11 protein-coding genes are annotated in these 12,992 nt (G+C 65.0%); 7 read left to right on the plus strand and 4 right to left on the minus strand.

Annotated features, from left to right (window positions below):
- Position 1 precedes the first annotated feature (1 nt).
- Both PQR08_RS11785 and PQR08_RS11790 read left to right on the plus strand, forming a co-directional pair.
- Positions 2–3,337, plus strand: a complete 3,336-nt coding sequence (locus PQR08_RS11785) for an efflux RND transporter permease subunit (protein WP_250483364.1) — start codon at positions 2–4, stop codon at positions 3,335–3,337.
- Between the two features lie 736 nt (positions 3,338–4,073).
- Positions 4,074–4,766: an SDR family oxidoreductase gene (locus tag PQR08_RS11790; protein ID WP_250483363.1), complete on the plus strand. Its 693-nt coding sequence runs from the start codon at positions 4,074–4,076 to the stop codon at positions 4,764–4,766.
- Here the strand turns inward: PQR08_RS11790 and kdpE are convergent.
- The 4 genes from kdpE to PQR08_RS11810 are packed head-to-tail and all read right to left on the minus strand — an operon-like array spanning position 4,742 to position 7,669.
- On the minus strand, positions 4,742–5,440 hold the full coding sequence (kdpE, locus tag PQR08_RS11795) for a two-component system response regulator KdpE (protein WP_035510430.1): 699 nt from the start codon (positions 5,438–5,440) through the stop codon (positions 4,742–4,744). The two genes, PQR08_RS11790 and kdpE, sit on opposite strands and share 25 nt — an antisense overlap.
- A gap of 48 nt (positions 5,441–5,488) precedes the next feature.
- A complete protein-coding gene (locus tag PQR08_RS11800) occupies positions 5,489–6,463 on the minus strand; it encodes a quinone oxidoreductase family protein (RefSeq protein ID WP_250483362.1) in 975 nt (324 codons plus the stop codon).
- Between the two features lie 24 nt (positions 6,464–6,487).
- Positions 6,488–6,874 carry a methylglyoxal synthase gene (locus PQR08_RS11805; RefSeq protein ID WP_035510424.1) on the minus strand — a complete coding sequence of 129 codons (387 nt, stop codon included), beginning with the start codon at positions 6,872–6,874 and terminating at the stop codon, positions 6,488–6,490.
- Positions 6,875–6,889: 15 nt separating this feature from the next.
- Entirely contained in the window at positions 6,890–7,669 is a 780-nt protein-coding gene (locus PQR08_RS11810; protein WP_187609441.1) for an SDR family oxidoreductase, read from the minus strand.
- 241 nt (positions 7,670–7,910) lie between these two features.
- Here PQR08_RS11810 and upp point away from each other — a divergent pair, with 241 nt between their 5' ends.
- The 5 genes from upp (at position 7,911) to PQR08_RS11835 (ending at position 12,991) form a co-directional block, all read left to right on the plus strand.
- Positions 7,911–8,564, plus strand: a complete 654-nt coding sequence (gene upp / locus PQR08_RS11815; RefSeq protein WP_035510419.1) for a uracil phosphoribosyltransferase — start codon at positions 7,911–7,913, stop codon at positions 8,562–8,564.
- A 341-nt stretch (positions 8,565–8,905) separates the two neighbouring features.
- Entirely contained in the window at positions 8,906–9,634 is a 729-nt protein-coding gene (locus PQR08_RS11820; RefSeq protein ID WP_238210234.1) for a YebC/PmpR family DNA-binding transcriptional regulator, read from the plus strand.
- 257 nt (positions 9,635–9,891) lie between these two features.
- The gene (gene purD, locus PQR08_RS11825) at positions 9,892–11,193 is read left to right on the plus strand and encodes a phosphoribosylamine--glycine ligase (RefSeq protein ID WP_250483361.1); all 1,302 of its coding nucleotides are present in this window, start codon (positions 9,892–9,894) and stop codon (positions 11,191–11,193) included.
- 137 nt (positions 11,194–11,330) lie between these two features.
- Complete coding sequence (hemF, locus tag PQR08_RS11830; RefSeq protein WP_187609444.1) at positions 11,331–12,290, plus strand: oxygen-dependent coproporphyrinogen oxidase; 960 nt, start codon at positions 11,331–11,333, stop codon at positions 12,288–12,290.
- On the plus strand, positions 12,281–12,991 hold the full coding sequence (locus tag PQR08_RS11835) for a nicotinate-nucleotide adenylyltransferase (RefSeq protein ID WP_250483360.1): 711 nt from the start codon (positions 12,281–12,283) through the stop codon (positions 12,989–12,991). The genes hemF and PQR08_RS11835 overlap by 10 nt, the downstream gene beginning before the upstream one ends.
- The last annotated feature ends 1 nt before the right edge of the window (position 12,992 follow it).

The raw sequence follows: 12,992 nt of genomic DNA on the forward strand, positions 1-12,992 counted from the left end.
CATGAACCTGTCGCGCATCTTCATCGCCCGGCCGGTCGCGACGACGCTGCTCGCCGTCGGCATCGCGCTCGCGGGCATGTTCGCGTTCGTGCGGCTGCCCGTGGCGCCGTTGCCGCAGGTCGATTTCCCGACGATCTCCGTGCAGGCATCGCTGCCCGGCGCGAGCCCGGAAACCGTTGCGACGAGCGTCGCGAGCCCGCTGGAGCGGCATCTCGGCACCATCGCCGACGTGAGCGAGATGACGTCGATGAGCTCGGTCGGCTCGACGCGCATCACGCTGCAATTCGGCCTCAATCGCGATATCGACGGCGCCGCGCGCGACGTGCAGGCCGCGATCAACGCCGCGCGCGCCGATCTGCCGACCTCGCTGCGCCAGAATCCGACGTATCACAAGGTCAATCCCGCCGACGCGCCCATTCTCGTGCTCGCGCTCTCGTCGCCGACGCGCACGGCGGGCTCGCTTTACGACTCCGCCGCGACCGTGCTGCAGCAGACGCTATCGACGGTGCCGGGCGTCGGCGAAGTCGACGTGAGCGGCTCCGCGAATCCGGCGGTGCGCGTCGAACTGGAGCCGGGCGCGCTCTTTCACTACGGCATCGGGCTGGAGGACGTGCGCGCCGCGCTCGCGTCGGCGAACGCGAACAGCCCGAAGGGCGCGATCGAGTTCAAGGGCACCCGGGTTCAGCTCTACACCAACGATCAGGCGAGCAAGGCCTCGCAATACAAGGATCTCGTCGTCGCGTACCGCAACGGCTCGGCGGTGAAGCTCTCGGATGTCGGCGAAGTGGTCGATTCGGTCGAAGACCTGCGCAACCTCGGCCTCATCAACAACAAGCGCGCGGTGCTCGTGATTCTGTATCGCCAGCCGGGCGCGAACATCATCGAAACCATCGACCGGGTGAAGTCGATGCTGCCGCAACTTCAGGCCGCGCTGCCCGCCGACGTGCAGATCACGCCGACCGCCGACCGCTCGACCACCATCCGCTCGTCGCTGCACGATACCGAGTTGACGCTCGTGATCGCGGTGGCGCTCGTCGTGATGGTCGTGTTCCTGTTTCTGCGCAACTGGCGCGCCACATTGATACCGAGCGTCGCCGTGCCGATTTCGATCATCGGCACCTTCGCGGCGATGTATCTGCTCGGCTTCTCGCTCGACAACCTCTCGCTGATGGCGCTGACCATCGCGACGGGCTTCGTCGTCGATGACGCCATCGTCGTGCTGGAGAACATCACGCGGCATGTGGAGAAAGGCGTGCCGCGCATGGAGGCCGCCATACTCGGCGCACGCGAAGTCGGCTTCACGGTGTTGTCGATCAGCGTGTCGCTTGTCGCGGTGTTCCTGCCGATCCTGCTGATGGGCGGCATCGTCGGGCGGCTGTTCCGCGAGTTCGCGCTGACGCTTTCGCTCGCGATCGCGGTGTCGCTCGTCGTGTCGCTGACCGTCACGCCGATGATGTGCTCGCGCCTTCTTCAGGAACCGCACGACCGCAAGGAAGAAGGCCGCGTCGCGCGCTGGCTTGAACGTCAGTTCGATCGCATGCAGCGCGCCTACGCGCGCACGCTCGGCTGGGCGCTCGCGCATCCGCGCACAATTCTCCTGGTTTTGCTCGCGACCATCGGGCTGAACATTTATCTGTACGTGATTGTGCCGAAGGGCTTTTTTCCGCAGCAGGACACGGGGCGCATCATCGGCGGCATTCAAGCGGACCAGAGCACGTCGTTTCAGGCGATGAAGGTCAAGTTCGCGGAGATGATGAAGATCGTCGAGGCGGACCCGGCCGTCGATAGCGTCGCGGGCTTCACCGGCGGGCGTTCGACCAATTCGGGCTTCATGTTCATCTCGCTCAAGCCGAAGAGCGAGCGCAAGGTGTCCGCCGATCAGGTGATCAACCGATTGCGTAAGCCGCTCGCGGACGTCGCGGGGGCGCGCACGTTCCTGCAGGCGGTGCAGGACATTCGCGTGGGCGGGCGGCAGTCGAACGCGCAATATCAGTTCACGCTGTTGTCCGACACCACATCCGATCTCTACAAGTGGGGGCCGCTCCTCACCGATGCGCTGCAAAAGCGCCCCGAGCTCACCGACGTCAACTCCGACCAGCAACAGGGCGGCCTCGAAGCGATGGTCACGTTCGACCGCTCGACGGCCGCGCGTCTCGGCATCAAGCCCGCGCAGATCGACAACACGCTCTACGACGCGTTCGGCCAGCGTCAGGTCTCGACCATCTACAACCCGCTGTCGCAGTATCACGTGGTGATGGAGCTCGCGCCGAAGTACTGGCAGGACCCGGAGACGCTCAAGCAGCTCTACATCAGCACGTCGGGCGGCACGGCGAGCGGTTCGGCATCGACGCAATCGACCACGACCTCCGGCACGACCTCGACCGCATCCACTGCCGCGACCGGATCGACCGGCGCGGGCGGAGCATCGACGAGCACGAGCGACACCACGGCCGCCCTCGCGCTCGCCGCGGTGAAGAACTCCGCCACGAACGCGATTGCGGCGACGGGCAAGAACGGTTCGTCGTCGGGCGCGGCGGTATCGACATCGAAGGAAACGATGGTCCCGCTGTCGGCCATCGCGAAGTTCGGGCCGGGCAATACGCCGCTTTCGGTGAATCACCAGAGCCAGTTCGTCGCGTCGACGATCTCGTTCAACCTGCCGCCGGGCAAGTCCCTGTCCGACGCGACCGCCGCGATCTACGAAACGATGGCGGAGATCGGCGTGCCGCAGACCATTCACGGCAGTTTCCAGGGCACGGCGCAGGCTTTCCAGCAATCGCTCAACGACCAGCCGCTTTTGATTCTCGCGGCGCTGGCGGCGGTCTATATCGTGCTCGGCATTTTGTACGAGAGCTACATCCATCCGATCACGATTCTTTCGACGCTGCCGTCCGCGGGTATCGGCGCGCTGCTCGCGCTGCTGCTGTTCAAGACGGAGTTCAGCATCATTGCGTTGATCGCGGTGATTCTGCTGATCGGGATCGTGAAGAAGAACGCGATCATGATGGTCGATTTCGCGATCGAGGCGACGCGGCATGGTGCGCAAACGCCGCAGGACGCGATTCGCGAAGCGTGTCTCTTGCGCTTTCGCCCGATCATGATGACGACCGCCGCCGCGTTGCTCGGCGCGTTGCCGCTCGCGTTCGGTACCGGAGAAGGGTCGGAGATGCGCGCGCCGCTTGGGATTGCGATTGTCGGCGGGTTGATCGTTAGTCAGATGTTGACGCTTTATACGACGCCTGTTGTTTATCTTTATATGGATCGGTTTCGTATTCGCTCCGAGGCGCGGCGCGCTCGGAGGCAGGGGGGCGCGCGGCACGCGAATGCGGCGGAGTGAATTGCGGTTTTTCTTCGCCGGATCCCGGTATCGCGGTGGTCTATTAGCACTGCCCCTCCCCGGGGCGGGGGTCACTTTCTTTGCTGCTGCAAAGAAAGTGACCAAAGAAAGCAGCTTCTCACCGCCCGCGGTCACACGCACGTTGGCCATGCTTGCCAGCCGCAGGCGGCACTCGCCTAAGTGTCGCCCCCAAAGGACCAACCGGGCTTGGCTCGCGCACGGTCTGTCACATCGCGCCACTTGCCTCACTGGTTCAGCACCAAATAGCTCCGGCCTGCTTCGCGGCCGACCGGTCAATCGGGTCCGCGTGCACTTCTTCTTCGACGGTTTCCTTCGCATACCCAACGGCAGCGCGTAGCGCTGTGCCGAAGCTCTTTCGTGCTGAACCAGCGCCCTAAAACATTTGGAGCGGCAGACCGTGCGCGAGCCAAGCCCGGGAAGTCCTTCGAGGACGACACTTAGGCGAGGGCCACCGCGGGCTGGCAAGCATGGCCAAACTGCGTGTGACCGCGGGCCTGAACGAGCTGTTTCTTTGGTTACTTTCTTTGCAGCAGCAAAGAAAGTGACTGCCGCCCCGCACAGGGGCAGTGCTAATAGACCGACACGAAACCGGGACTCAGCGAAAAACCAAAATTGCTGCAAACGCAAATACAACCCCCAGCGCGCAGCGCAAAAATCGCCTACTTTGTCGGGTAAAGGCTAGCCACAGACACCGTGGCAAAGGACGCATCCCCGCATGAAAACGCCAAAGGTTCTGCTGATCGGCGCCCACGGCCGCACGGGCCGACTGATCGCGCAGCGTCTCCACGCCGAAGCCATGCCCTTCCGCGCCATGCTGCGCAAATCCGCCCACAAGAGCGAACTCGCCGCGATGGGCGCCGAAATCCTCCTCGGCGATCTCACCAACGACTTCTCCCACGCCTTCGACGACATCACGCATGTGATCTACGCAGCCGGATCGTCGGAAACGGACAGCGTGCACGAGCAACGCGCGATCGACCGCGATGCCGTCATGCGCACCGCCGACTCCGCAAAACGCCGCCGCGTGCAGCAACTCATCGTCATCAGCGCGCTGTCAGCGTTCTACCCGGAGCGCAGCGGGTTCGCACTGCGCCACTATTCGCGCATGAAGCGCGAAGCCGATGAATACGTCGCGCATCGCGGCGTGCCTTACGCGATTCTCCGGCCCGGACCGCTATCGGACGAACCGGCGCACGGCGCCATCGCACTCGCCGGCGAGCTCACGAAGCACAAGCCCGAGGTCTCGCGCGCCGACGTCGCGCGCATCGCGCTGCAATGCGTGACATGCGGCATCAACAACCGGATGATCGCGTTCGTCGGCGGCGACGAGCCCATCGATATCCTGCTCGATTCGCTCAGGCTCGAACCCGCGCACACGATCCGTCACGCCGCGCCGACAAGCCTGTAGCCCACGCCCGTTTCCGTCACGATATGCTCGGGCTGCGCGGGATCGCGCTCCAGCTTCTGGCGCAGATGCGCCATGTAGATGCGCAAGTAGTGCGGGCTTTCCACATGCGACGGCCCCCACACCTCCACCAGCAATTGCCGATGCGTCAGCACGCGCCCCGCGTGCCGCACGAGCGTCGATAGCAGACGATATTCGATCGGCGTCAGATGCACATTCTCGCCGTTCTTCACGACACGACGCAGCGCGAGATCGACGCTCACGTCGCCGAACGCGACGACCGGCGTCTCCGACGCCTGCGCCTGATTGCGCCGCCGCAGATGCGCGCGAATCCGCGCCATCAGTTCCGAAACGCCGAAAGGCTTCGTCAGGTAATCGTCGGCGCCGGCGTCGAGCGCGGCCACTTTCTCTTCTTCCTGCGTGCGCGCCGACAGCACGATGATCGGCAACTCCGTCCAGCCGCGCAGCTCGCGGATCACGTCGATGCCGTCGGTATCGGGCAAACCGAGATCGACGATCACGAGATCGGGCTTGCGCGTCGCCGCTTCGACGAGACCCTTCTGCCCCGTCTCCGCTTCATGGACCGTCATGCCCTGCGCTTCGAGCGACACGCGCACGAAGCGGCGAATCTGCTTGTCGTCCTCGATCAGGACGACGGTGAAGGACGGCTCGCTCATGGTTTTTTAGTTGCTCGTTATGGTGACGAACCGCCCCTCGGCGCGACTTCAGGGCAGGAGAATCGTCGAGCCGGTCGTCTTGCGCGCTTCGAGGTCTTCGTGGGCGCGCGCCGCATCGGACAAGGGATAGCGCTGGCGCACGTTCGTCTTCACCTTGCCCGACGAAACGACTTCGAACAGTTCCGCCGCCATCGCATCGAGATCGCTGCGTTTGGCGATGTAGCTGAAGAGCGTCGGCCGCGTGAAATACAGCGAGCCACGTCCCGCAAGCTCCGACGAATCGAGCGGCGGCAGCGGCCCCGACGAATTGCCGAAGCTGACAAAGAGGCCGAGCGGCGCGAGGCAATCGAGCGACGCGATGTAAGTGTCCTTGCCGATCGAATCGTAGACCACCGGCACGCCCGCGCCGTTGGTGATTTCGCGCACGCGCTGCGTGAAGTTCTCGCGCGTGTAGACGATCGGGTAATCGCAGCCGTGCGCCTTCGCCAGTTCGGCTTTCTCGTCCGAACCGACCGTGCCGATCACCGTCGCGCCGAGCGCCTTCGCCCACTGGCACGCAAGCATGCCGACGCCGCCCGCCGCCGCGTGGATCAGCACGGTATCGCCCGCTTTCACGCGATATGTCCGCCGCAGCAGATACTGCGCGGTCAGGCCTTGCAGCATGATCGACGCGGCGTCATCGTAGCCGATCGCATCGGGCAACTTGACTACGTATTCCGCCGACATCACACGCTCTTCGGCATACGCGCCCGGCGGACGCGACGCATACGCGACGCGATCGCCTGGCTTGAACTGCGTGACGCCCTCGCCCACCGCCGTCACCTCGCCGGCGCCTTCCATGCCGAGGCCGCCGGGCAGCGGCATCGGATAGAGGCCGGTGCGGAAGTACACGTCGATGAAATTCAGCCCCACCGCATGGTGCTTCACGCGAATCTCGCCCTTGCCCGGCGCGCCCACGTCCACGTCGACCCATTTCATGACTTCCGGGCCGCCTGCCTTGTCGAATCGGATTGCCTTGGTCATCGCTCGTTCGTCTCCATCGGTTCGTCAGGCCCGCGCAAAACGCAGGCGCAGGTCGTCGAGAATCATGCGCGCCGTCGCGATGTTGGTCGCGCACGGCACGTTGTGCACGTCGCAAGCGCGCACGAGCGCGTTGATGTCCGGCTCGTGCGGCTGCGGGGTCATCGGGTCGCGCAGGAAGATCACGATATTCACGCGGCCTTCCGCCAGTTCCGCCCCGATCTGCAAGTCGCCGCCGTGCGGACCGGAGAGCTTGCGCTCGATCTCCAGCCCGTGCGCCGCCGCGATGCGTCCGCCGGTCGTGCCCGTCGCAACGAGATCGCATTGCGCGAGCGTGTCGACGAACTCGCCCGCGAGCGTGACGATGTCGTCCTTCTTCATGTCGTGCGCGATCAGCGCGACGCGTGTGGTCATGTGCGTGGTCCTTGGTCAGTACGTGCCGGGGTAAGCGCCGCCGTCGATCAGCAGGTTCTGACCGGTGATGTAGCCCGCGTGAACGCTGCATAGAAACGCGCACGCACGGCCGAATTCCTCCGACGTGCCGAACCGTCCGGCAGGCAGACTCTGCGCACGGCGCGCGCGCATGTCCTCGATCGAGATGTTCTGCGCCTTCGCCTGCGCTTCCATCGTCACGGCGATGCGGTCGGTGTCGAAGGTGCCCGGCAGCAGATTGTTGATCGTGACGCCGGTGGACGCCACCTTGCGCGCGACGCCCGCGACGAAGCCCGTGAGCCCGGAACGCGCGCCGTTGGACAGGCCGAGCACATCGATCGGCGCTTTCACCGACGAACTCGTGATATTCACGATACGCCCGAAGCCGCGCCCGATCATGCCGTCGATGGTCGCCTTGATCAGCTCGATCGGCGTCAGCATGTTGCCTTCGAGCGCCTTGATCCACATGTCGTGCGTGAAAGTGCGGAAGTCGCCCGGCGGCGGCCCGCCCGCGTTGTTGACCAGAATGTCGGGCGACGGGCACGCGGCGAGCGCGGCGGCGTGGCCTTCGGGCGTCGTGATGTCGCCCGCGACCGTCGTGACGGTCACGCCGTATTGCGCGCGGATGTGCGCGGCCGTCGCTTCGAGCGTCTCCGCCGTGCGCGCGGTGATGACCAGATTCACGCCCTCGGCGGCGAGCGCTTCGGCGCAGCCTCGTCCGAGGCCCTTGCTCGCCGCGCACACCAGCGCGGTGCGGCCCGCGATTCCCATATCCATCGTCGATCCTCCAGTTTTGTTTATGCGTTGGTCGAACATGCGCGCCGTGGCGCACGCGGGTCTCATGTCTATCGCGCAATTCTAGAAGAATCGGGGCGGCAACGTCGGCGGCCGTATGGGACGAGGCGCGCGATTCTTCTTAGGCGCGGGCGGGCTTTTGGGTAAACTGTCGCCACTGTCGCTCCCCGAGCGTCGCAGGCAGAACATCACACGAGCAGGACGCGCCGCGCGCGCGAGACCCATGAAACAAGACAGCCGCTTTCCCAATCTCTTCATCCTCGATCACCCGCTGATCCAGCACAAGCTCACCCACATGCGCGACAAGGACACATCGACGCGCACGTTCCGCGAGCTGCTGCGGGAAATCACGCTGCTGATGGGATACGAAATCACGCGCAACCTGCCGCTCACGACCAAACGCGTGGAAACGCCGCTCGTCGATATCGACGCGCCCGTGATCGCCGGCAAGAAGCTTGCGATCGTGCCGGTGCTGCGCGCGGGCATCGGCATGTCGGACGGCCTGCTCGATCTGGTGCCGTCGGCGCGCGTCGGGCATATCGGCGTGTATCGGGCGGAGGATCATCGCCCGGTCGAGTATCTCGTGCGCCTGCCGCCCGATCTGGAAGAGCGCGTCTTCATCCTGTGCGATCCGATGGTCGCGACGGGCTACTCGGCGGTGCACGCCGTCGACGTGATGAAGCGCCGCAACGTGCTGAGCGAGAACATCGTGTTCGTCGCGCTGGTCGCGGCGCCCGAAGGCGTCAAGGTGTTCCAGGACGCGCATCCGGATGTGAAGCTCTACGTGGCGTCGCTCGATTCGCATCTGAACGAGCATGCGTATATCGTTCCGGGCCTCGGCGACGCGGGCGACCGCCTGTTCGGCACGAAGAACTGAGCGTCCGTTTCGTTCCGCGTTTTCGCCTTCGACCGCCGCGCCATCCGCGCGGCGGTTTGCGTTTACCGCCGCCTTTGCACGATTTCGCCGCGATTCGTGGGAATTTCACGCGGTTTGCATCATTTTTCCCGTTTCAGTCGGCGCGCAGCGGTTCAGGGAGCGCGCGCCGCCATGCTAAAATTTCGGTCTGCTCCTATTCGGGTAACGCCGGATCCGACGATCCGCGAGCGAACCCGCAGCCGCCGGAGAGCCGCGGCGCGGACAGACACATTCGGCATCAAAGCAAGCACGACAGCACACTAGGCGCACGGCTCGACGCCCGAGCGCGATGGAGAAAGGTAATGGCGGGTCATTCCAAATGGGCCAACATCAAGCATAAGAAAGCCGCGGCCGACGCGAAGAAGGGCAAGGTCTGGACGCGCCTCATCAAGGAAATCCAGGTCGCGGCACGCATGGGCGGCGGCGAGGCCGATTCGAACCCGCGCCTGCGTCTGGCCGTCGACAAGGCTTACGACGCCAACATGCCGAAGGACAACATCAACCGCGCGATCCAGCGCGGCGTCGGCGGCGTCGATGGCGCGAACTACGAAGAAATCCGTTACGAAGGCTATGGCATCGGCGGCGCGGCGATCATCGTCGACACGATGACGGACAACCGCACCCGCACCGTCGCGGAAGTGCGCCACGCGTTCTCGAAGTTCGGCGGCAACATGGGCACGGACGGCTCGGTGTCGTTCATGTTCGATCACGTCGGCCAGTTCCTGTTCGCGCCCGGCACGCCGGAAGACAAGCTGATGGATGCCGCGCTCGAAGCCGGCGCGGACGACGTGGTGACGAACGACGACGGTAGCATCGAAGTGATCTGCCCGCCGAACGATTTCCAGAAGGTGAAGGACGCGCTCGAAGCCGCGGGCTTCAAGGCGGAACTCGCCGAAGTGACGATGAAACCGCAGACGGAAGTCGAGTTCAGCGGCGACGACGCAGCGAAGATGCAAAAACTGCTCGACGCGCTCGAAAATCTCGACGACGTGCAGGAAGTCTATACAAACGCCGCGATCAACGAAGACTGAGCTTCGTATCGCGCGGGGCGCGGCGCAACGAAAGCCGCCCCGCCCCCGCATGGAACATCTTTCGCTTCGGCTCGCATGCCGGAGCAGCGCCGCGCGATCTTTGCGGCGCGGCATCGCCCCTGGAAGGCGCGTGACGCAGCCGATGTCAGCGCGAGCCGCCTTCGCGACGCATCGACCGTCGTCATGCGCGCAAGTCAGGGGCCGTGCGCCCGCCGCTTTTTCTCAAGCCGCTTTTTGTCAGGATTTCGGGGATTCAAATGAAGTTACTCGTCGTCGGTTCCGGCGGCCGCGAACACGCGCTGGCCTGGAAGCTCGCGCAATCGCCGCGCGTGCAGATCGTCTATGTGGCGCCGGGCAACGGCGGCACCGCGCAGGACGAGCGTCTGCGCAACGTCGACATCACGGACCCGGCGGAACTCGCCGATTTCGTCGAGAAGGAGCATGTCGCGTTCACGCTCGTCGGGCCGGAGCAGCCGCTCGCCGCGGGCATCGTCAATCTGTTCCGCTCGCGCGGCCTGAAAATCTTCGGGCCGAGCCGGGAAGCCGCGCAGCTCGAAAGCTCGAAGGACTTCGCGAAGGCGTTCATGAAGCGCCACAACATCCCGACGGCCGAGTACGAAACCTTCTCCGACACCGCCGCCGCGCACGCGTATATCGACGCGAAAGGCGCGCCGATCGTCGTCAAGGCGGACGGGCTCGCGGCCGGCAAGGGCGTCGTCGTGGCGATGACGCTGGAAGAAGCGCACGCCGCCGTCGATTCCATGCTCGCCGACAACAAGCTCGGCGACGCGGGCGCGCGCGTCGTGATCGAGGAATTTCTCGCGGGCGAGGAAGCGAGCTTCATCGTGATGGTGGACGGCAAGCACGTGCTCGCGCTCGCGTCCAGCCAGGACCACAAGCGCCTGCTCGACGGCGACAAGGGTCCGAACACGGGCGGCATGGGCGCCTACTCGCCCGCGCCGATCGTCACGCCGCAACTGCACGCGCGCGTGATGCGCGAAATCATCCAGCCGACGGTGCGCGGCATGGAAAGCGAAGGCATCCGCTTCACCGGCTTCCTGTACGCTGGCCTGATGGTCGACGCGAACGGCAATCCGAAAACGCTCGAATTCAACTGCCGCATGGGCGATCCGGAGACGCAGCCGATCATGGCGCGCCTGAAGGGCGACTTCTCGAAGGTCGTGGAAATGGCGATCGACGGCAAGCTCGATACCGTCGATCTCGACTGGGACCGCCGCACGGCGCTCGGTGTCGTGCTCGCGGCGCACAACTATCCGGAGACGCCGCGCAAGGGCGACCGCATCAACGGCATTCCGGCGGAAACCGAGAATTCCGTCACTTTCCACGCGGGCACCACGCTTACCGACGGGAAACTCACGACCTCGGGCGGACGCGTGCTGTGCGTCGTCGGTCTGGCGGATTCCGTGCGCGGCGCGCAATCCGTGGTCTACGATACAGTCAACCAGATTTCCTTCGACGGCATGCAGTACCGCCGGGACATCGGCTATCGGGCGGTGAACCGCAAGCAGTCGGCGGACAAGCCTGCCGACAAGCACTGAAGCGGCACCGCGCGGCTGGTGCCGCATGAGCCGACGCACTGCCGGACCTCGTGTCCGGCAGCGTGCTTTTCAGAGTTTCGAGACGAAGGGTTAACCCCGCCCATTCATGGCCGCCTACAGGGCGCACGCAGCAATCGATGAGTGAACCGAACCGCAGCGCGGAACAACACAACGAACACGACGCAGCCCACGATATCGCAGCCGTCCGCGATTATCTGACGGGCCTGCAGACGCGCATCGCCGATGCCCTCGGCGCCTTCGACGGCACCGCCTTCGCCACTGATGCCTGGACCCGCGAGCCCGGCGCGCATCTGCGCGGCGGCGGCGTCACACGCATTCTGGAAGGCGGCGGGTTTTTCGAGCGCGGCGGCATCGGCTTTTCGGACGTGCAGGGCGACGCGCTTCCGCCTTCCGCGAGCGCGGCGCGTCCGCAGCTCGCGGGACGTGGCTTCGAAGCGCTCGGCGTGTCGCTCGTGATGCATCCGCGCAATCCGCACTGCCCGACCGTGCACATGAACGTGCGCATGCTCACCGCGACGAAACCGGGCGAAGCGCCGATCTTCTGGTTCGGCGGCGGCATGGATCTCACGCCGGTCTACGGCTACGAAGACGACGCGCGGCATTTCCATCGGGTCTGCCGCGACGCGCTCGATCCGTTCGGCGCGGACCTGTATCCGCGCTTCAAGACGTGGTGCGACGAGTATTTCTATCTGAAGCACCGCAACGAGCAGCGCGGCATCGGCGGCATTTTCTTCGACGACTTCTCGGAGCCCGGCTTCGAGCGCTCGTTCGCGATGATGCGAAGCGTCGGCGATGCGTTTCTGAAAGCGTATCTGCCGGTCATCGAACGCCGCCGCGATACGCCGTATTCGGCGCACGAGCGCGAGTTTCAGGCGTATCGGCGCGGGCGCTACGTCGAATTCAACCTCGTGTTCGATCGCGGCACGCACTTCGGTCTGCAAAGCGGCGGACGCACGGAATCGATTCTGATGTCGATGCCGCCCGTCGCGAACTGGCGCTACGACTGGCAACCCGAGCCCGGCACGCCGGAAGCCCGGCTTTACGAAGATTTTCTGGTGCGGCGGGAATGGCTGTGACCCAGGCTGCATTGGCTCGCGCGTCGTGCGCCAAGCGCGTCGGCCTGTTCGGCGGCACCTTCGATCCGATCCACAACGGGCATCTCGCGCTCGCGCGGCGTTTCGTCGAGTTGCTGCGACTGACCGATCTCGTGCTGCTGCCCGCGGGTCAGCCGTGGCAGAAGGCGGGCGTATCGGCGCCGGAGCATCGGCTGGCGATGACGCGCGCGGCGGCGGCATCGCTCGAACTCGACGGCGTGCAGGTCATCGTCGCCACGGATGAAATCGATCGCCAGGGCGACACCTATACCGTCGACACGCTCGCCCGCTGGCGCGAGCGCGAAGGCGCGGACGCATCGCTTTCGTTGCTGATGGGCGCGGATCAGCTCGTCAAGCTCGACTCGTGGCATCAATGGATGCGGCTCTTCGACTACGCGCATGTCTGCGTGGAGACGCGCCCCGGCTTCGATGTCGCGACGCTGCCGGCGGTGGTCGCGGCGCAAGTGCAAAAGCGCGCCGCGTCACCCGAAACATTGCAGGCGAGCCCGCACGGGCACGTGCTCATCGACGAGACGCTTCTCATCGACGTATCCGCCACGGCGATCCGCGACGAAGCGCGCACGATGACAGACGAACACGATGCCCGCGCGCAGGCCCGCGATCACGTCCCATCGGCTGTATGGGACTATATTGTTCAACATCACCTGTACCAGACACGGTAAC

Origin of the sequence: Caballeronia jiangsuensis (genome assembly GCF_046030135.1) — a bacterium.
Taxonomy (GTDB): Bacteria; Pseudomonadota; Gammaproteobacteria; order Burkholderiales; family Burkholderiaceae; genus Caballeronia; species Caballeronia jiangsuensis.